Raw genomic sequence first — 22,046 nt, 5'->3', positions numbered from 1 at the left:
CAACGCTTCTTCGACACTTTGGCTTCGCGCCGCAACGCGCAAAGCAACAGTCACAGTCTGACGACCATAGCGTCTTGGAACCACCCCTGCCCATCCCGAACAGGACCGTGAAACAAGACCGCGCCGATGATAGTGAGGTCCGCCCTCGTGAAAGTAGGTCATCGTCAGACTACCCTACGCCCCGCACAACGCCCGATACCTCCACACAGAGGATCGGGCGTTGGCGTGTCTACGCCACGCAAGCGCCCCCCACTCGCGTAGCAGCGAAAGACTGACTGACCGGAACGCCCGGCGCAGCACGCCAGGCACCAGCGGCCAGGCGCGCCCGCGCACCGGCTTCTTCAGTCCCGCGACGGCACCAGAATCTCCGCCTCCCCCTCCAGCACCACCGACTCGCCCACTGTACGTTTAGTCGGCGCGCAGCCGTGACGGCGCTCGTCGAGCGGGGCAGGCGTCGGTGTCCTGCACCACCGTCGGACGAAAAAGCCCGCAGCCTCTACCAGGACGTTCCGCTCCATCTTCCGCTGCTGGACTGCCTGAGACAGGGGCGCCCGTTGCGGGATGAGAGATGCCCGCCATCGCGCCGTCCTTTTTCCGCTGCTGTGCTTGTTCCTTTTTCACAAAAATGAAATGTAATACCCGTATCGGATCAAACGCCGTCGGGTTTTTTTACATTCACACAGATTTAACATTTCAAGCCATTGATTTTTATAGTTTTAATTATCGGGCTTGAAAGTTGCTGCGGCGTCCCGAGCCGCAGCCGAAGAGAGGCTGACCAACTTGCTGATGAGGTGAAGAGATGCCGATTGCTATCGAAGAACCGATCAATACTTATACCGTTGGGAATCAGGTCGAGCCCGAGATCGTCGTGCTGGCCGACGGCGGCTACGTCGTCATGTGGCAGTCCAGCGGACAGGACGGTTCCGGCGGCGGTATCTACGGTCAGCGCTTCACCAGCAACGGCACGCCCCTGGGTGCCGAATTCCGCATCAATGACGTGGTCTCCGGCACGCAGGAGCAGCCGCGCGCGGCGGCCCTGTCCGACGGCGGCTTCGTCGTCGTGTGGCAGGACACCGGCGGTGCCGACGGTTCGGGCTACGGCGTCATCGGCCAGCGCTTCGCGGCCGACGGGAGCACCCTCGGCGGCAACTTCGTCGCCAACACCACGACCAGCAGCACCCAGTACGCCGGCGCGGTCGCCGCCTATGACGGCGGTTACGCCGTGGTCTGGAGTTCCAGCCAGAGCGGTGGCAACAGCTTCGACATCTATGTGCAGCGCTACACCAACGCCGGCACGCCGGTCGGCGCCGAAGACCGGGTCAGCACCGTGCCCGGCGCGGCCACGGCGCAGCCGGGCGCGCAATACCAGCCGGACGTCGCGACGCTGCAGGACGGCCGGCTGATCGTCGTCTGGAACGACAGCAACGGCAACGACGGCAACGGCGACGGCGTGTTCGGCCGCCTGTTCGATCCGGCCACCGGCGCGTTCGGCGACACTTTCCTCGTCAACACCACCACCGCTGGCAGCCAGAGCAGCAGTTCGGCCGGCTACGGGCCGCGCGTCGCCGCGCTGGCCGACGGCGGCTTCGTCGCGGTCTGGCCCGCCAACGGCCAGGACGGTTCGGGCTGGGGTGTCTTCGGGCAGCGCTTCAATGCCGACGGCAGCAAGGCCGGCGGCGAATTCCTGGTGAACCAGAGCACCAACGGCGGCCAGTACCAGGCCGATGTCACCGCCCTGTCCACCGGCGGCTTCGTCGTCACCTGGTACAACGACAACTACGACGTCTCGGGCAGCGGAACCTCCGCGGATGTCTATGTCCGCGAATTCGGCGGCGACGGCCTGCCGGCCGGCGATCAGCGCAAGCTGCTGTCGGCCACCAACAGCACCGAGTATCAGCCGGCCATCGCCGACCTCGGCAATGGCAACTACATCGTCGCCTATGCCGATTACGTCTCCACGGCCAACGGCGGAGACAACAGCTACGAAATCCGCCAGCAGATCTTCGGCGACGAGGCGGACTTCTTCCGCCAGGCCAACCCCGAACTGGGCGACTTCACCGGCTCGGTGACGTTCGCCGAAAACCTCGTCAATGCCACGCCGCAGGTCATCGATGCCGCGGTCAGCTTCCATGACGTCGATTCGGCCGATTTCGACGGCGGCGTGATCGATCTCTTCTACACCCAGTACGGCGAAACCACCGACCAGCTCGGCGTGCGCCACCAGGGCAGCGCGCCGGGCCACATCGGCGTTGCGGGCAGCACCGTCACCTATGGCGGCGTCGCCATCGGCACCATCAGCGGCGGCCAGAACGGCAGCAATCTTTCCATCGCGCTCAATGCCAATGCCACCGCCGCCGCGGTCGAGGCGCTGATCCAGAACCTGACCTATGCCAGCACGTCGCAAAGCCCGGCGGCTTCGCGCACGGTTGGCATCCGTGTCTCCGACGGCGACGGCGGCGCTTCCGCTTCTTCGCAGGTGACCATCAACGTCACGCTGGAGCTGGACGGTGCGCCCGAGGTGCACACGGCAGAGCGGATCAATACCTACACCGGCAACCAGCAGTACGAGCCCGAGATCGTCGTGCTGGCCGACGGCAGCTACGTCGTCGTGTGGCAGTCCGGCGGACAGGACGGTTCCGGCGACGGCATCTACGGCCAGCGCTTCACCAGCAACGGCACGCCGCTGGGCGCCGAATTCCGCATCAATGACGTGGTCTCCGGCACGCAGGAGCAGCCGCGCGCGGCGGCCTTGTCCGACGGCGGCTTCGTCGTCGTGTGGCAGGACACCGGCGGTGCCGACGGTTCGGGCTACGGCGTCATCGGCCAGCGCTTCGCGGCCGACGGGAGCGCCCTCGGCGGCAACTTCGTCGCCAACACCACGACCAGCAGCACCCAGTACGCCGGCGCGGTCGCCGCCTATGACGGCGGTTACGCCGTGGTCTGGAGTTCCAGCCAGAGCGGTGGCAACAGCTTCGACATCTATGTGCAGCGCTACACCAACGCCGGCACGCCGGTCGGCGCCGAAGACCGGGTCAGCACCGTGCCCGGCGCGGCCACGGCGCAGCCGGGCGCGCAATACCAGCCGGACGTCGCGACGCTGCAGGACGGCCGGCTGATCGTCGTCTGGAACGACAGCAACGGCAACGACGGCAACGGCGACGGCGTGTTCGGCCGCCTGTTCGATCCGGCCACCGGTGCGTTCGGCGACACCTTCCTCGTCAACACCACCACCGCCGGCAGCCAAAGCAGCAGTTCGGCCGGCTACGGGCTGCGCGTCGCTGCGCTGGCCGACGGCGGCTTCGTCGTGGTCTGGCCCGACAACGGCCAGGACGGTTCGGGCTGGGGTGTCTTCGGGCAGCGCTTCAATGCCGACGGCAGCAAGGCCGGCGGCGAGTTCCGCATCAACGAAAGCACCACCAGCAGCCAGTACCAGGCCAGCGTCACCGCCCTGTCCACCGGCGGCTTCGTCGTCGCCTGGCACAACGATGGCTACGGCGTCTCCGGCAGCGGTTCCTACAACGACGTCTACATCCGCGAGTACGACGGCGCCGGCGTGCCGGTCGATGGCGAACGCAAGCTCACCGGCCCGAGCAGTACCGGCAGCAACCAGGTCTTCCAGCCGGCCATCGCAGACCTCGGCGACGGCAACTTCGTCGTCGTCTATTCGGCCTACCAGCCCACCGCCAACGGCGGCAACAACACCTACGAGATCTTCCAGAACGTCTTCGGTGACGCCGCGGCGCTGGCGCGCACCAGTGCCGCGCCGGTGCTGACCGACCTTGCCGCCACCGTCAGCTTTGGCGAGGTTGCGGCCAGCACCGCGCCGCAACTCATTGATGCCGCGGTCAGCCTGGTCGATCTCGATTCGACCGACTTCGGCGGCGGGCGGCTCGACCTCTTCTACGTCCAGTATGGCGAGGCCACCGATCAGCTCGGCGTGCGCCACGAGGGCAACGGCGCCGGCCAGATCGGCGTCGCCGGCAACACGGTGAGCTACGGCGGCATCGTCATCGGCACCATCGCGGCCGGCGCCGATGGCGCCGACGGCGCCAACCTCGCGGTGCTGTTCAATGCCGCGGCTACCGTCGATGCGGTCGAGGCGCTGATCCAGAACCTGACTTATGCCACCACCGCGGACAAGCCGGGCCAGACGCGCACGATCGGGCTGCGCATCGCCGATGGCGACGGCGGCGTCAGTGCGGCCCGCACGGTGAATATCAACATTGCGCTCGACCTCGATACCGCTGCCGCGGTGCATGGGGAAGAGCGGGTCAACAGCTACGTCGAGAGCACGCAGAGCGAACCCGAGATCGTCGTGCTGGCTGACGGCGGCTACGTCGTCATGTGGCAGTCCAGCGGACAGGACGGTTCCGGCGACGGCATCTACGGCCAGCGCTTCACCAGCAACGGCACGCCGCTGGGCGCCGAATTCCGCATCAATGACGCGGTCTCCGGCATGCAGGAGCAGCCGCGCGCGGCTGCCCTGTCCGACGGCGGCTTCGTCGTCGTGTGGCAGGACACCGGCGGCGCCGACGGTTCGGGCTGGGGCATCATCGGCCAGCGCTTCGCGGCCGACGGGAGCGCCCTCGGCAGCAACTTCGTCGCCAACACCACGACCAACGGCAACCAGTCCGGCGGCGCGGTTGCCGCCTATGACGGCGGTTACGCCGTGGTCTGGAGTTCCAGCCAGAGCGGTGGCAGCAGCTTCGACATCTACGTGCAGCGCTTCACCAACGCCGGCACGCCGGCTGGCGGCGAGACCCGGGTCAGCACCGTGCCCGGCGCGGCCACGGCGCAGCCGGGCGCGCAATACCAGCCGGACGTCGCCGCCCGCGCCGGCGGCGATCTGATCGTGGTCTGGAACGACAGCGGCAGCAACGACGGCAGCGGCGACGGGGTGTTCGGCCGCATCTACGACAGTGCGACCGGCACCTTCGGCAGTACCTTCCTCGTCAACACCACTACCGCCGGCAGCCAGAGCAGCAGTTCGGGCGGCAACGGCCCGCACGTCGCCACGCTGGTCGACGGCGGCTTCGTCGTCATCTGGCCCGCCAACGGCCAGGACGGTTCGGGCTGGGGCGTCTTCGGGCAGCGCTTCAATGCCGACGGCAGCAAGGCCGGCGGCGAATTCCTGGTGAACCAGAGCACCAACGGCGGCCAGTACCAGGCCGACGTCACCGCATTGTCCACCGGCGGCTTCGTCGTCACCTGGTACAACGACAATTACGACGTTTCTGGCAGCGGCACCACGGGCGACGTCTACCTGCGCGAATACGGTGCCACCGGCCTGCCTGTCGATGACGAGCGCAAGCTGTCGTCGGCCACCAACAGCACCGAGTACCAGCCTGCCGTCGCCGACCTCGGCAACGGCAACTACGTGGTCGTCTATGCCGACTACGGCACCAGCGCCGGCGGTGGCAACGGCTACGACATCCGCCAGCAGATCTTCGGCGACGCGGCGGACTTCGTGCGCAACAGTGCGGCGCCGCTCATCGACGACGTGCGCACCCTGCTGACGCTGACGAGCGACGCGGCAAGCCCCCTGTACGCCGGCAATGCGCAGATCATCGACGGTGACGTCGCGGTGATGGACGTCGATTCGGCCGATTTCGCCGGCGGCCAACTGGCCGTGCAACTGCTCAACGGCGCCAGCGCCGGCGAAGCGCTGGCAATCCGCCACCAGGGCAACGGCGCCGGCCAGATCGGCGTGGCGGGCAATACGGTGAGTTACGGCGGCACGGTCATCGGCACCTTCAGCGGCGGCGGCAGCGGCGCCGCGACCCTGCTGGTGAGCCTCAACGCCAATGCCGGCGCGGCCGCGGTGCGCGCGCTGATCGAGAACGTCAGCTACCAGAACAGCACGCCGCCGACCGGCACCACCGACCGCTACCTGGCTTTCCGTCTGTTTGATGGCGACGGCGGCGTCAGCGACGCCACCACCGTGCAGATCCGCATCCAGAGCAGCAGCCCCTCGCTGCCCGCGCTGGTGCTCGATGACGTGGAGACCACGCTGCAGATCGGAGAGAGCCAGGCCCAGGCCGGCGTGCTGATCGATGGCGCAGTGGCGCTCGACTACAACGGCAGCAACGGTTTCGACGGCGGCAAGCTCACCGTCGGCTACCTCAGCTCCACCGGCCGCGTCGACGACCAGCTCGGCATCCGCAACCAGGGCAGCGGCGCCGGAGAAGTCGGGCTTTCCGGCAGCACCGTGCTTTACGAAGGAAGCGTCATCGGCACCGTCAGTGCCGGCCTCGACGGCGTCAATGGCGCCGGCCTGGAAATCGTCTTCAACGGCGCTGCGACCGCGCAGGCGATCGAGCGCGTGATCGAGAACCTGGTCTACAGCAACACCTCGGACGGCCCCAATCCCAACCGCACGATCCGGATCAACGTGCGCGACGCCGCCAACGTTGCCAGCGGCAACAGCGACGTCGTCATCCAGATCGCGCCCGAAGCCGATCCCGCCGCTCCGCAGTTCCTGCTCGGCCAGCAGCAGAGCAACGGCTACGAGGCCGGCGACCAGGGCAGCCCCGCGGTGGGGCGCCTGTTCGGCGCCAACGACGGCGGCTACGTCATCGCCTGGGTGTCGGCCGGCGGCCAGGACGGCAGCGGCCAGGGCGTGTTCGCCCAGCGCTACGCCGCCGACGGCAGCGCCATCGGACCCGAGTTCCAGGTCAACAGCCACACCCTGAACGAGCAGAACCAGCCGACGGTCGCCGGCCTGCAGAATGGCGGCTTCGTCGTCGTCTGGGCCAGCAGCAACCAGGATGGCAGCGGCTACGGCGTCTATGCGCAACGCTACGGTGCGGACGGCACGCCGCAGAGCGGGGAATTCCAGGTCAACACCTCGACCTCCAGCACCCAGGACGAACCCGCCGTGCTCGGCCTGGCCGACGGCAGCTTCGTCATCGCCTATTCGAGCTACTACAACAACACCGGCGGGAGCTACTACGACGTGCTCGGCCAGCGCTACGCGGCCGACGGCACGCCGCTCGGCGGCGAATTCACGCTCAATACGCAGGTGTCCAATACCCAGTCCCAGCCGCGGCTGGCCGCGCTCGAAGGCGGCGGCTTCGTCGCGATCTGGACCGACAGCAGCGGCGATGCCAGCGGCTACGGCATCGTCGCGCAGCGTTTTGCCGCCGACGGCAGCAAGCTTGGCGGCGAGATCAAGGTCAATACCACCGAGACCGGCAACCAGCAGGGGCCGGACGTGGCGGGCCTGCCGGGCGGCGGTTTCGTCGCCGTGTGGCACTACAACAGCGCGGTGTACGCGCAGCGCTTCGACGCCTCGGGCGGCAAGGCCGGCGGCGAGTTGCTGGTGAGCACGGCGGATACGTCGTCCAACTACAGCAACCATGCGCGCGTCGCCGTGGTGGGCGACGGTTTCGTCGTCACCTGGGACAGCTACTACAGCCTGGGCGGTAGCGGCTACGACATCGTGGCGCAGAAGTTCGACTTCGCCGGCAACAAGATCGACGGCACCTTCCTGGTCAACAGCACCACCGACAGCACGCAATACCAGCCCGCCATCGCCGCGCTGGGGGGCAGCAACTTCGTCGTCGCGTGGGCCGGCTACAACCAGGAGCAGGGCGGCACCGCGAGTACCTACGGCGTGTTCCACCAACTGCTCGGCGAGGCCGGCTCGATCACCCGCTCGGCCGCGCCGGAGCTGCTCGACCTGGCCTCTTCCGTGACCTTCGGCGAGGCGCTGGTCAATGCGGCGCCGCAGATCATCGATCCGGGCGTCAACCTGATCGACGCCGATTCCGCCAACTTCGACGGCGGCAGCCTGTGGGTCAGCGTCGTTTCGGGCTACGGCAGCATCACCTACGCACAACTGCCGGAAGACGTGCCCGCGCAGGACCAGCTCGGCATACGCCACCAGGGCAGCGGAGCGGACCAGATCGGCGTGGCGGGCAATACGGTGAGCTACGGCGGTACCGTCATCGGCACCATTCTCAGTGCCGGTGCCAACGGCGCCGACCTGGTGATCCGCTTCAACGCCTCCGCCACGCCGACGGCGGTGGAAAAGCTGATCGAGAGCCTGACCTACGCCAACACCTCGTCCGCGCCGGTCGCCAGCCGCAGCATCGCGATCAGCGTCTCGGACGGCGCCGGCGGCACCAGCGTGCCCAAGATCGTGACCATCAACGTCACGCCGGATGCCGACGGCGCCCAGCCGCTGTTCGCCAACGAGCGCGTCAACACCTTCGAGCCCGGCACCCAGGACGAAGCGGCCATCGCCCGCCTCGCCGACGGCGGCTACGTTGTGGTATGGACCTCGAGCGGCCAGGACGGCTGGGGCGACGGCGTGCATGGCCAGCGCTACGACGCCAAGGGCGTGCCGGTAGGCAGCGAATTCCAGGTCAACAGCTATACGCCGAACGGCCAGAGCGCGCCCGCGGTGGCCGGCCTGGGTGACGGCGGCTACGTCGTGCTGTGGCAATCCAGTGGGCAGGATGGCAGCAGTTGGGGCGTCTTCGGCCAGCGCTTCGATGCCAGCGGCGTGCCGGCGGGTGGCGAGTTCCAGGTGAACACCGGTGCCCAGAACGAGCAAAGCGCGGTCGCGGTGGCCGGCTTGGCCGACGGCTTCGTCGCCACCTGGTACAGCTACTACCAGGATGGCACCTACCAGGACGTCTATTTCCAGCGCTTCGACGCGGCCGGCAACAAGCTCGGCGCCGAAACCCGGGCCAATACCAGTGCCGGCTATGAGAACAGCTACCAGGGCACGCCCGCGATCACTGCCTTCGCCGACGGCAGCTTCGTCATCGTGTGGCGTGGCGACGGAGGCCAGGACGGCAGTGGCTACGGCGTGTTCGGCCAGCGTTATGCCGCCGACGGCAGCGCGCTCGGCGCCGAGTTCCAGGTCAACAGCCACGGTGCCGACAACCAGTACGAACCCGACGTCGCCGTGCTGGCCGACGGCGGCTTCGTCGTCGTGTGGCGTTCCGACAGCCAGGACGGCAGCGGCGCCGGTGTCTTCGGCCAGCGCTACGACGCTTCCGGCAACGCGGTCGGCGCCGAATTCCGCGTCAATACCGGGACCAGCGGCAACCAGTACCAGCCCTCGGTGTCGGCGCTGTCGCACGGCGGTTTCGTCGTCGCCTGGAACGACGATTCGCGGACCTACGCCCAGCAGTTCGACGCCGCCGGTGCGCGCATCGACCATCCGCTGCGGGTCGACACCCTCGACAACAACAGCAACGCCAACCTGCCGGCCGTGCTCGGGCTGGACAATGGCGCCTTCGTGACGGTGTGGCGCGACTACGACTACGGCACCGGTTCGCACAACGTCTATCAACAGTTGTTCGGGTCTCCGGGCGACTTCGCCCATAGCGCCAATCCGGAACTGGTCGACGTCGCCACCAGCGTCGTCTTCCGTGAAAACCTGATCAACACGGCGCCGCAGTTGATCGACCCGAGCGTGGGCCTGTTCGACGCCGACTCCGCCGACTTCGACGGCGGCATCCTCGAGGTCGACTACCTGACCGGCTACGGCGCGCTCGACCAGCTCGGCCTGGAAGGGCTGGACCACCAGGACCAGCTCGGCATCCGCAACCAGGGCGCGGGCACCAACGAGATCGGCGTGTCCGGCACCACCGTCAGCTTCGAGGGCACGATCATCGGCACCATCGTCAGCAACGGCCAGAACGGCGCCAAGCTGACCGTGATGTTCAACGCCAATGCCACCAGCGAGGCGGTCGAGCGTGTGATCGAGAACCTGACCTACGCCAACACCGTCTCCAACCCCATCGCCAGCCGGACGGTTTCCATCCGCGTCACCGACGGTGACGGCGGTGCCTCGGTGGCGCGTACGGTGCGGATCGACGTCGTCGCGGAAACCGACGGCGCAGTGCCGCATGGTCTCGAGAAGACTGTCAATACCACGGTCGCCAACGAGCAGAGCGCGCCCGCGGTGGCCGTGCTGGCCGACGGCGGCTACGTCGTCGTGTGGCAGTCCTACGGCCAGGACGCCACCAGCACCTGGGGTGTGTACGGCCAGCGCTACGATGCCGACGACAACCCGGTCGGCGGCGAATTCCGCGTCAATACCACCACTGCCGGCGGCCAGTACGAGGCCCAGGTGGTCGGACTGGCCGGCGGCGGCTATGCCGTCGTCTGGCGCTCGGACGGCCAGGACGGCAGCGGCGCCGGCGTGTATGGCCAGCGCTACGCTGCCGACGGCAGCGCCATCGGCGGCGAGTTCCGCATCAACACGACGACGTCGAGCAACCAGTACCAGCCCAGCATTGCCGCCGACGCCGACGACGGCTTCGTCGTCGCCTGGTATCACGACGCCTACAGCGCCGGCAACACCGAATACGCCGACATCTTCTTCCAGCGCTACGATGCCGGCGGCAACCCGGCTGGCGCCGAGACCCGCGCCAACCCGTCGCTCGGCAGCACCTTCATCTACCAGTCGCAGCCGGACATCACCTGGCTCGACAATGGCGGCTTCGTCGTCGTGTGGACCGATACCAGCGGCACGGACGGCAACGGCCAGGGCGTGTTCGGCCAGGTGTTCGACGCCTCCGGCAACGCCGTGGGCGGCGCCTTCCAGGCCAATGCCTACATCACCGGCGCGCAGCAGAATCCGGCCGTCGCCGCGCTGAAGGACGGCGGCTTCGTCGTGGTGTGGGAATCCGAAGGGCAGGACCTGTCCAGCACCGGCATCTACGGCCAGCGCTTCGACGCCGCCGGCGCCAAGCTTGGCGCCGAGTTCCGCGTCAATACGACGGTGTCGAGCACCCAGTACCAGCCCGACGTCGTGGGACTGGAGAATGGCGGCTGGGTCGTGACCTGGACCGACGCCTACGGCGCGTCGAGCGGTGGCTACGACGTTTTCGTGCAGCAGTACGACGCTGCCGGCCGTGCAGTCGATGGCGAGACGCGGGTCAACAACTACACGCCCTCCACCCAGTATGAACCCGCCATCGCCGCGACGCCCGACGGTGGCTTCGTGGTCGCCTACAGCGGCTACACCTATTCGGGGGATGGCAACGGCGACGGCGTGCCCGACGGCGGCAGCGACAGCTACGACATCCGCCTGCAGCGCTTCAGCAACACCGCGCCGGAAATCACCGACGTGAGCGTCAACGGCCTGGAAGAAGCGGTCATCGTGCTCGACTACGCGCTGTTCGAGGCCGGCTTCAGCGACGAGGACGGCCAGAGCCTGCAGGCCATCCGCATCACCACGCTGCCGGCCAACGGCATCCTGCGGCTGGATGGCGTCGCGATCGTGCCCGGCCAGGAAATCGGCCTGAGCGCGCTGCAGGGCGGCCTCCTGACCTACCAGGGCGAGACCGACTTCTTCGGCCTCGACCAGTTCTTGTGGACCGGCTCGGACGGCGTCGCCTTTGCCGCCACGCCGGTGGCGACCAACATCACGCTGGCCAACGTCAACGACGGTCCGCGGCTGGAAGCGGGTGCCAACGACACGGCCGCGGAAGGCACGTGGTTCTATCACACCATCGCCATCGGCGACCCCGACCCCGAAGGCCACCGCGTCACGGTGAGCTGGGGCGACGGCTCGCCCGACACGGTGTTCTCCACCAGCTCGGCCAATCCCGGCATCTCGCACGTCTATGCCGATGACGGCAGCTACACCGTGACCGTCACCGTCGATGACCAGCAAGGCCAGGCCAACAGCATCGAGACCGACAGCTTCGACGTCGCCGTCGCCAACGTCGCGCCGACCATCGCGCCGTTCGGCGGCAATTCCGTGGTGCAGGGCGAGGTCTACACGCTCGGCCTGGGCACGCCCTACGATCCCGGCACGGACACCGTCACCGAATACCGCATCGACTGGGGCGACGGCAGCGATCCGCAGATCATCGCCGCCGCCGAACTGCCGCCGGGCGGCATCGTCACTCACAGCTACACGGCCGCGGGCGGCAAGACCATCCGCGTGACGCTGGTCGACGAGGACGGCGTCCACAGCAACGCCGGCACCAAGTCCATCACCGTGGCCGCGCCCGCCGAGGTCATCACGGTGGATGCCGGCAACGACGTCACCGTGCTCGAAGGCAGCTACTTCCAGAAGATCATCAGTTTCGACGACCCCACCGACCAGGGCGCCGCCGGCCGCAGCTACACCGTGACCTGGGGCGACGGCCAGACCACCAGCGGCTACGTCGCCGCCGGCCAGAGCAGCTTCGTCATCGGCCACACCTACGCCGACGACGCGGCCGGCTACGAAGTCACGGTCACGGTGGACGACGACGGCCAGCAGGGCAGCGACAGCTTCACCGTGCAGGTCAACAACGTCGCGCCGACCATTTCCCTGGGCGGCAACCCGTCGGTGGCCGAGGGCAGCCCCTATGCGCTGACCCTCTTCACGCCCAGCGATCCGGGTGCGGACACCGTGCAGCAGTACGTGATCCGCTGGGGCGACGGCAGCGAACAGACCATCGCCGCCGCCGATCTGCCGGCCGACCGCATCGTCACCCACGTCTATGCGGACGGCGACGCCAACCAGACCATCGAGGTGGACCTGGTCGATGAGGACGGCACCTGGGTCAATGCCGGCAGCCGTGGCGTGCATGTGTACGACGTGGCGCCGACGCTGGCGCTGGCCGGCGCCGGCAGCGTCGACGAAGGCAGCCCCTACACGCTCGAACTGGGCGCCATCGCCGATCCGGGTCTGGATACGGTGACCCAGTACCGGATCGACTGGGGTGACGGCACGGTGGAGAATTTCACCGCCGCCGAGATCGCGGCGCAGTCGGCACGCACCCACGTCTATCAGGACGGCGGTGCGGGCGGGACCGACTACACCATCTCGGTCGCGCTGGTCGACGAGGACGGCACCCACGCCAATGCCGGCAGCAAGACCCTCACCGTCGCCAACGTCGCGCCGGTGCTGGCCCTGTCCGGCGCCGACGACATCGACGAGGGCGGCAGCTACGTGCTCGCCATCGCCGCCACCGACCCGGCCGGTGCCGCCGACCCGCTGAGCTACACCATCGACTGGGGCGACGGCTCGGCGGTGCAGACGCTCACCGCGGCCGAACTGGCCGCGCTCGGCGGCAACGTCGCCCACGTCTTCGCCGACGACGAGGACGGCCCGGTCAACGCCACCGCGCGCAGCATCGTCGTCACCGTCAGCGATGGCGACGGCGGCAGCCACAGCCTGGCGAAGGCCGTCACCGTCCATAACGTCGCGCCCACCGTGGCGCTGGGCGGCGCCGGCAGCGTCGACGAAGGCAGCCCCTACACGCTCGAACTGGGTGCCATCGTTGATCCGGGTCTGGATACGGTGACCCAGTACCGGATCGACTGGGGCGACGGCACGGTGGAGAATTTCACCGCCGCCGAGATCGCGGCGCAGTCGGCACGCACCCACGTCTATCAGGACGGCGGCACGGGTGGGACCGACTACGCCATCTCGGTCGCACTGGTCGACGAGGACGGCACCCACGCCAATGCCGGCAGCAAGACCATCACCGTCGCCAACGTCGCGCCGGTGCTGGCCCTGTCCGGTGCCGACGACATCGACGAGGGCGGCAGCTACCTGCTCGCCATCGCCGCCACCGACCCGGCCGGCGCCGCCGATCCGTTGAGCTACACCATCGACTGGGGCGACGGCTCGGCCGTGCAGACGCTCACCGCGGCTGAACTGGCCGCGCTCGGCGGCAACGTCGCCCACGTCTTCGCCGACGACGAGGACGGCCCGGTCAATGCCACCGCGCGCACGATCACCGTCACCGCCAGCGACGGCGATGGCGGGGTTGCGCAGCAAAGCCGCAGCGTCACCGTCCATAACGTGGCGCCCACGCTGGCCCTGTCCGGCGCAGCCGGCCAGGTGCAGGGCACTGCCTACGCGCTGACGCTGGGCGCGGTCAGCGACCCGGGCCTCGACACCGTGACCGCCTACGTCGTCGATTGGGGCGACGGCACCGTCGGTGTCTTCGACAGCGCGGGCGAGGTCACCCACACCTACGCCGGCACCGGCGACTACACCATCTCGGTCAGCCTCGCCGACGAGGACGGCACCCATGCCGGCGTGGCCACGCGCACCGTCTCCATCACCGCGCCGACGGCGACGCTGTCCTTCGAGGCCGGCGCGGATGCCAGCATCGACGAAGGCGAAACCTTCACCCGCAACATCGTCTTCAGCGACGGCGAGGACAACGGCGCGGCGGGCTGGAGCTACAGCATCGACTACGGCGACGGCACGGTCGTCACCGGCACCACCCCGGTCCGCAGCATCGAGCTGTCCCACCGCTACGCCGATGGCGACGCCACCCGCACCGTCACCGTGACCCTCACCGACGAAGCGGGCGAAAGCGTCAGCGACAGCTTCGACGTAACCGTGGCCAACGTCGCGCCCACCGTGGCGCTGAGCGGCGCCGGCAGCGTCGATGAAGGCAGCGCCTACGTCCTGAGCTTCGGTGCGCTGGTCGATCCGGGCGCGGACACCGCCACCGCCTACACGCTGGACTGGGGCGACGGCACGGTGCAAAGCTTCACCGCCGCCGAGTTCGCCGCGCTCGGCGGCAACGCCAGCCACGTCTATGCCGACGACGGCAGCTACGGCATCACCCTCGGCGTCACCGACGAGGACGGCAGCTTCATCGCCGGCAGCAAGACCGTCGCCGTCGCCAACGTCGCGCCGGTGCTGGCCCTGTCCGGCGCCGACGACATCGACGAGGGCGGCAGCTACCTGCTCGCCATCGCCGCCACCGACCCGGCCGGCGCCGCCGATCCGCTGAGCTACACCATCGACTGGGGCGACGGCTCGGCCGTGCAGACGCTCACCGCGGCCGAACTGGCCGCGCTCGGCGGCAACGTCGCCCACGTCTTCGCCGACGACGAGGACGGCCCGGTCAATGCCACCGCGCGCAGCATCGTCGTCACCGTCAGCGATGGCGACGGCGGCAGCCACAGCCTGGCGAAGGCCGTCACCGTCCATAACGTCGCGCCCACCGTGGCGCTGGGCGGCGCCGGCAGCGTCGATGAAGGCAGCGCCTACGTGTTGAACTTCGGTGCGCTGGTCGACCCGGGCGCGGACACCGCCACCGCCTACACGCTGGACTGGGGTGACGGCACGGTGCAGAGCTTCACCGCCGCCGAGTTCGCCGCGCTCGGCGGCAACGCCAGCCACACCTATGCCGATGACGGCAATTACGGCATCACCCTCAGCGTCACCGACGAGGACGGCAGCTTCGTCGCCGGCAGCAAGTCGGTCACCGTCGCCAACGTCGCGCCGGTGCTGGCCCTGTCCGGCGCCGACGACATCGACGAGGGCGGCAGCTACCTGCTCGCCATCGCCGCCACCGACCCGGCCGGCGCCGCCGACCCGCTGAGCTACACCATCGACTGGGGCGACGGCTCGGCCGTGCAGACGCTCACCGCGGCTGAACTGGCCGCGCTCGGCGGCAACGTCGCCCACGTCTTCGCCGACGATGAGGACGGCCCGGTCAATGCCACCGCGCGCACGATCACCGTCACCGCCAGCGACGGCGATGGCGGGGTTGCGCAGCAGAGCCGCAGCGTCACCGTCCATAACGTCGCACCCACGCTGGCCCTGTCCGGCGCAGCCGGCCAGGTGCAGGGCACTGCCTACGCGCTGACGCTGGGCGCGGTCAGCGATCCGGGCCTCGACACCGTGACCGCCTACGTCGTCGATTGGGGCGACGGCACCGTCGGTGTCTTCGACAGCGCGGGCGAGGTCACCCACACCTACGCCGGCACCGGCGACTACACCATCTCGGTCAGCCTCGCCGACGAGGACGGCACCCATGCCGGCGTGGCCACGCGCACCGTCTCCATCACCGCGCCGACGGCGACGCTGTCCTTCGAGGCCGGCGCCGACGCCGCCATCGACGAAGGAGAAACCTTCACCCGCAGCATCGTCTTCAGCGACGGCGAGGACAACGGTGCGGCGGGCTGGAGCTACAGCATCGACTACGGCGACGGCACGGTCGTTACCGGCACCACCCCGGTCCGCAGCATCGAGCTGTCCCACCGCTACGCCGATGGCGACGCCACCCGCACCGTCACCGTGACCCTCACCGACGAAGCGGGCGAAAGCGTCAGCGACAGCTTCGACGTGACCGTGGCCAACGTCGCGCCCACCGTGGCGCTGAGCGGCGCCGGCAGCGTCGATGAAGGCAGCGCCTACGTCCTGAGCTTCGGTGCGCTGGTCGATCCGGGCGCGGACACCGCCACCGCCTACACGCTGGACTGGGGCGACGGCACGGTGCAAAGCTTCACCGCCGCCGAGTTCGCCGCGCTCGGCGGCAACGCCAGCCACGTCTATGCCGACGACGGCAGCTACGGCATCACCCTCGGCGTCACCGACGAGGACGGCAGCTTCATCGCCGGCAGCAAGACCGTCACCGTCGCCAACGTTGCGCCGGTGCTGGCCCTGTCCGGCGCCGACGATATCGACGAGGGCGGCAGCTACGTGCTCGCCATCGCCGCCACCGACCCGGCCGGCGCCGCCGATCCGCTCAGCTACACCATCGATTGGGGCGACGGCTCGGCCGTGCAGACGCTCACCGCGGCCGAACTGGCCGCGCTCGGCGGCAACGTCGCCCACGTCTTCGCCGACGACGAGGACGGCCCGGTCAACGCCACCGCGCGCAGCATCGTCGTCACCGTCAGCGATGGCGACGGCGGCAGCCACAGCCTGGCGAAGGCCGTCACCGTCCATAACGTCGCGCCCACCGTGGCGCTGGGCGGCGCCGGCAGCGTCGATGAAGGCAGCGCCTACGTGCTGAACTTCGGCGCGCTGGTCGATCCGGGCGCGGACACCGTCACCGCCTACACGCTGGACTGGGGCGATGGCACGGTGCAGAGCTTCACCGCCACCGAGTTCGCCGCGCTCGGCGGCAACGCCAGCCACACCTATGCCGATGACGGCAATTACGGCATCACCCTCAGCGTCACCGACGAGGACGGCAGCTTCGTCGCCGGCAGCAAGTCGGTCACCGTCGAAGGGAACGTGCTGCCGCCGGAGACGGTGCGCATCGGCGAGGCGCCGACGCGGGTCACCTCGGGCAATCCGAACGCGATCGCCGACGCCTGGCTGGGGGACAAGGTCTCCGCCATCGTCCACAAGGCCGATGCCACCGATGCGGGCGAGGCGTGGAGCGCGGTCAATTTCAGCGGAACGAACGCCACCACGCTCGCCGGCGTCGATCATTACTCCGGCGACCTGGGCGTCAGCGGCCAGTCCGCCGCCACCAGCAGCGTGCGGCAGGAAATCGACGGCCGCGAAGTGCTGCGCATCGAACTGGGACAGGCCGCGAGCAAGGTCACCGTCGATCTGTCGCGCTTCTACCTCAACGATGACGGCACGCTCCATGCCGAAAGCGGGCGTTTGCGCCTGCTCGACGCCAGCGGCAACGTGGTGGACGAAGCCACGTTCGTCGCCGATTCGACCACCGGCGGCAAGACCGTGAGCCTGGATTCCACGGCGGACTTCACCGCCGTCGAAATCAGCGCCGGGGCCTACGACGGGACGGACTTCGTGTTCGGCGCCTACGCCGGCGCGGGGGGCGGTTTCGCCACCGGCGTCTATGCCGACGGTGCCGGGCTCCATGGCAGCGACTTCCTGGTGAACTGGGTGGAGTTCGAGTTCCAGCCGGTGGGGACATTGCAGCCGAACCCGCTCGATCTTTGATGCAGCGGGGCGGGCGCGTCGGCGTATTTGACGGTCCCGCCCCGGCTGGAACACAAGCCATTGAAAGCAATTGATTTTATATCTGGCGCCGATCTTGCTTGAGCGTCAGGCAGAAACCCTTACCGGAGGTCGCATGTTGCCCACTACCCTGAAGAAACTGGGTGCCGCCGCAGTCCTGGTCGCAGCGCTGGCTGCGCCCGCATCCGCTGCCGTGCTGGTCCAGCAACGCCCCGCGGACGGCGGACCGGGCTTTCTCTCGGCCAACAGCGTGGGCTACCAGAACGGAGACACGTTCGTCCTGGGCGGCGACAGCGAACTGCAAGGCATCGCCTGGTGGGGGACGGAGGCCGGCCCGGACGGATTCGTGGTCCGTCTCTTCGATTCGCTGGCGGGGGGCGCCGCGCCGCTGGTCACCTACCTGGGCGCGGTGAATCGGGAACTGGCGGATCCGGCGATCCACGACGACGGCCAGAACCCCCTCTACCGCTACTGGATCGACGGCCTGTCGTTCTCCCTGGCGGGCGGGATCACCTACCTGCTGTCGGTCGGCAACGAAGACGCCGAGTGGTTCTGGCAGACGGGCCTTCCCGACGGCTCCAGCCACTGGCGCGGCGACGACGGCGACGACTGGACGGAGGACGCGTTCGACCTCGCCTTCGCGATCGACGGCCAGCGGACGTCCGTCAACCCGGTGCCCGAACCCGGCGTGCTCGCGCTTCTCGGCATCGCCGGCCTGGCCGCCGCACTGGCCGGACGCCGCCGCAAAGCGACGGCCTGAACCGCACCCTTCGTTCGACTTCCCGCGCCCGGGGCCGCAGTGCCGGCCCCGGAGCCGCCGAGGGCTTGCCATGCCGGGTGCCACTGCCAAGCTGGAGACGCCTTTCCGTCGCGCCACGGACGGCGCGAAGGCGGTACTGAAGCAGATCGCCTTCTTCAGCCTGTTCATCAACCTGCTGATGTTGACCTCGTCGATCTACATGCTGCAGGTCTACGACCGCGTGCTGGCCTCGCACAGCCAATCCACGCTGCTGTACCTGACGCTGTTCGCCGCCGGCTGCCTGGCGACGCTGGCGGCGCTGGAGGTCGTGCGCACGCGCATGCTGGTGCGCATGGGGGCGCGCTTCGACGCGCACTTGTCCGGCCAGGTGTTCGCCCGCACGCTGTCGGCCGGACGCAACGGCCAGGCGCTGCGCGACGTCGATACCCTGCGCGGCTTTCTCGCCAGCGCGCAGATCCTGCATCTGCTCGATGCGCCGTGGATACCGGTCTATCTCGGGCTGGTGTACGTCCTCCACCCCATGCTCGGCCACGTCGCCCTGCTGGGCGCCGTCGTGCTGTTCGCGCTCGGGCTGTGGAACGAACGCGCCACGCGCGCGCCGCTGGCCGAAGCCGGTGAGGAACTGGCGGCCAGCACCCGCTTCGCCGAGATCAGCGCCCGCAACGCCGAAGCGGTCAGGGCGATGGGCATGCTGCCGGGCCTGACCGCGATCTGGCGCAGGCGCCACGAACTCGGCCTCGGCCTGCAGGGCAGGGCGAGCGACCGTGCCGGGGACATCTCGGCCATCGCCAAGGCGATGCGCTTCCTGCTGCAGATCGCCATCCTCGGCGTCGGCGCCTGGCTGGTGATCGAGGAACAGACCACGGCCGGCGTGATGATCGCGGCCTCCATCGTCATGGGCCGCGGGCTGGCGCCGGTCGAGGCCGGCATCGGCGGCTGGCGGGGTTTCGTGCAGGCCCGCCAGGCGCATGCCCGCCTGCTCAAGGAATTCGGCGGCAGCGCCGAACCCGCGCCGGCGATGCCGCTGCCCGCGCCGGCCGGCCGGGTGACGTTCGAGAACGTCGCCGGTGCCCCGCCCGAGCATCGCAAGCCCACCATCCAGGACCTGAATTTCACGCTCGAAGCCGGCACCTGCCTCGGCATCACCGGCCCCAGCGCCGCCGGCAAATCCACGCTGGCGCGGCTGGCGGTGGGCGTGTGGCGGCCGCTTTCCGGCATCGTGCGCCTGGACGGGGCGAACGTCGCCGACTGGGCGCGCGAACACGTCGGCCCCCATATCGGCTACCTGCCGCAGGACATCGAGCTTTTTCCCGGCACGGTCGCCGAGAACATCGCCCGTTTCGGCGAGGCCGATCCGCACAAGGTGGTCGAGGCCGCGCAACTGGCCGGCGCCCATCAGGTCATCCTCGAACTGCCGCGCGGCTACGACACGCACATCGGCCCGGGCGGCATCAACCTGTCCGGCGGGCAGCGCCAGCGCATCGGCCTGGCCCGCGCCTTCTACGGCAGGCCGGCGCTGATCGTGCTCGACGAACCGACTTCCAACCTCGATGCCGAAGGCGAAAGCGCGGTGCGCCAGGCCATGGACGTGCTGCGCGCGGCGGGGCGCACCGTGATCGTGATCGCCCATCGCCCCGCCGTGCTCGGTGGAACCGACCTGCTGATGGTCGTCCAGCGCGGGCAGGTCACCAGCCTGGGGGCGACCGCCGAGGTCATGCCGCAGATCACCCGGCGGGTGGTCGCCCGGCCCGTCCCCGACACCGCAGGAGCCGGCCATGCCTGACCTCGCCCATTCGCGTCCGCCCGGCCTGGTGATCGGCGACGCCGAGGCCACTGCGCAGTTGCGGCTTTGGCGCCGGATCGGCATCGCCATCCTGGCCGCGACCTTCGGCGGCGCCGTGCTGTGGTCGTCGCTGGCGCCGCTGTCGAGCGCGGTGATCGCGTCGGGCATCGTCAAGGTCGCCGGCAACCGCAAGAAGATCCAGCACCAGGAAGGCGGTGTCATCAAGGCGATCCTGGTACGCGACGGCGACCAGGTCCAGGCCGGCGACGTGGTGATCCGCCTCGACGAAACCCGTGCCGGGGCCTCGCAGGGCGTGCTCCAGACCCAGTACGACGCGGCGCTCGCCCTGCAGGCGCGCCTCGTCGCCGAACGCGACGGCCGCGCCGAGATCGTGTGGCCGGCCGAATTGATGGGGCGGCGCGACGACACCCGCATCGCCGGACTGCTGCAGACCCAGCAGTCGCAGTTCGCCGCACGGCGGGCATCGATCCTCGGCCATCTGGGTATCCTCGACAAGCAGATCGCCTCCACCCAGGCTGCGATCGAGGGCCTGGCCGGTCTGCGCAAGGCCAAGGAAACACAGCTCGAAAGCCTTCGCACGGAACTGGCGGGGCTCACCGATCTGCTCAGCAAGGGCATGGTGGAGAAGACGAAATATCGCAACCTGGAGCGCGAAATCGCCCGTCTCGAGGGGGAGCGCGCGGAACATGCCTCGGACATCGCATCGGCGAGGTCGACGATCAGCGAGCGGGAACTGCAGAAGTTCCAGGTGCGCAAGACCTTCAATGAAGAAGTGACCGAAGAACTGCGCAAGGTGCAGACGGAGATATTCGACTACCTGGAGCGCATGCAGGCCGCCGACTACGTACTGGCGCAGACCGAGCTGCGCTCGCCGGTGGCGGGCACGGTCACCGGCCTCAAGACCCATACCGAGGGCGGCGTGGTGGCGCCGGGCGAAGTGCTGCTGGAAATCGTTCCCGGGGACGACCGCTTGATGATAGAAGCGAAAGTCCGCCCCCAGGACGTGGACCGCATACGGCCCGGGCTTTCCGCCGGCATCAAGCTGTCCGCCTTCGACCAGCGCACCCTGCCCGAACTGGAAGGTTCGGTCACCTACCTGTCGGCCGACGTCATCGAGGACGAACGCAGCGGCCAGAGCTACTTCCTCGTCCGCATCGAGGTGCCGGAAACCGAGCTTGCCCGTCTCGCAGGACAGAAGATCCAGCCGGGGATGTTTGCCGACGTGTTCGTCCGCACCGGGGAACGGACCTTCCTCGCCTATCTGCTCGATCCCATCGCAACCAGTTTCGACAAGGCCTGGCGCGAGCGCTGAGCGCCGCGCCATCGACGCCGGGCCCCGGAAAAGGAAGCGCGCTTCAGCGCTTGCGGGGCGCGAGCTTTTCGGCGGCGTTCCGCAGCGCGATCCAGGAGCCGCCCTGAGCCAGGTAGGCGTCGATCCATTCCGGTCGCATCCCTTCGCCCGACCAGGTCATGTTGCGGTTCGAGGGGTGCATGTATCTGACCTCGGGGGGCGGGAGCGGCTGTCCGGCGGTGGCGGATTCGCCCGGCACCGGGGCGTCGGCGGCCGCTGCCGCTGCCACGGACCGGGGCTCGGGCGTGCGGGCGGATTCATCCGCGGGGGGAAGCGCGGGAGCGATCCGTGGCGCTTCGCCGGCCATTTCCGGAGACGTGAGGTGGGCGGGGCGCACCGCCGGGCGTTCTTCCGCTGCGGCCTCTCTTGCTGCGATTGCGTCCTTGATCGCCTGCAGCAGGGCCTGGAGTTCTTCTTGTGTGTATTGACGCAGGGATGGGCTGACGCGGGATGGCATGGTTGTCTGATCAGCAGT

Annotated in this window: 5 protein-coding genes and 1 rRNA gene; 5 read left to right on the top strand and 1 reads right to left on the bottom strand. The window is 68.9% G+C overall.

Annotated elements, in window-relative coordinates; all coding sequences use genetic code 11:
* Nucleotides 1–56 precede the first annotated feature (56 nt).
* The 5 genes from rrf to CCZ27_RS09340 all read left to right on the top strand — a co-directional run bounded on the left by rrf (nucleotide 57) and on the right by CCZ27_RS09340 (nucleotide 21,532).
* Nucleotides 57–170 (top strand): 5S ribosomal RNA (gene rrf / locus CCZ27_RS09360).
* A 629-nt stretch (nucleotides 171–799) separates the two neighbouring features.
* Nucleotides 800–17,638 (top strand): PKD domain-containing protein, encoded by a 16,839-nt coding sequence (locus tag CCZ27_RS09355; protein WP_096447587.1) that lies wholly within the window; start codon nucleotides 800–802, stop codon nucleotides 17,636–17,638.
* 133 nt (nucleotides 17,639–17,771) lie between these two features.
* Nucleotides 17,772–18,416: a PEP-CTERM sorting domain-containing protein gene (locus CCZ27_RS09350; RefSeq protein WP_096447585.1), complete on the top strand. Its 645-nt coding sequence runs from the start codon at nucleotides 17,772–17,774 to the stop codon at nucleotides 18,414–18,416.
* 70 nt (nucleotides 18,417–18,486) lie between these two features.
* Complete coding sequence (locus tag CCZ27_RS09345) at nucleotides 18,487–20,199, top strand: type I secretion system permease/ATPase (protein ID WP_096447583.1); 1,713 nt, start codon at nucleotides 18,487–18,489, stop codon at nucleotides 20,197–20,199.
* A complete protein-coding gene (locus CCZ27_RS09340; RefSeq protein ID WP_096447581.1) occupies nucleotides 20,192–21,532 on the top strand; it encodes an HlyD family type I secretion periplasmic adaptor subunit in 1,341 nt (446 codons plus the stop codon). The genes CCZ27_RS09345 and CCZ27_RS09340 overlap by 8 nt, the downstream gene beginning before the upstream one ends.
* Nucleotides 21,533–21,575: 43 nt before the next feature.
* On the opposite strand, the gene CCZ27_RS09335 is transcribed toward CCZ27_RS09340, so the two are convergent.
* Nucleotides 21,576–22,028, bottom strand: coding sequence for an H-NS family nucleoid-associated regulatory protein (locus CCZ27_RS09335; protein ID WP_096447579.1), 453 nt, complete (start codon nucleotides 22,026–22,028; stop codon nucleotides 21,576–21,578).
* Between the last annotated feature and the right edge of the window lie 18 nt (nucleotides 22,029–22,046).

Source organism: Thauera sp. K11 (assembly GCF_002354895.1).
Classification (GTDB): domain Bacteria; phylum Pseudomonadota; class Gammaproteobacteria; order Burkholderiales; family Rhodocyclaceae; genus Thauera; species Thauera sinica.
Note: the sequence above shows the minus strand (reverse complement) of the source record. Positions and strands in the feature narration are given on the sequence as shown.

Bases quoted from the DNA above. Each gene is read 5' to 3' on its own strand.
- CCZ27_RS09355 (WP_096447587.1), top strand. From the start codon at position 800: ATGCCGATTGCTATCGAAGAACCGATCAATACTTATACCGTTGGGAAT.
- CCZ27_RS09350 (WP_096447585.1), top strand. From the start codon at position 17,772: ATGTTGCCCACTACCCTGAAGAAACTGGGTGCCGCCGCAGTCCTGGTC.
- CCZ27_RS09345 (WP_096447583.1), top strand. From the start codon at position 18,487: ATGCCGGGTGCCACTGCCAAGCTGGAGACGCCTTTCCGTCGCGCCACG.
- CCZ27_RS09340 (WP_096447581.1), top strand. From the start codon at position 20,192: ATGCCTGACCTCGCCCATTCGCGTCCGCCCGGCCTGGTGATCGGCGAC.
- CCZ27_RS09335 (WP_096447579.1), bottom strand. From the start codon at position 22,028: ATGCCATCCCGCGTCAGCCCATCCCTGCGTCAATACACACAAGAAGAA.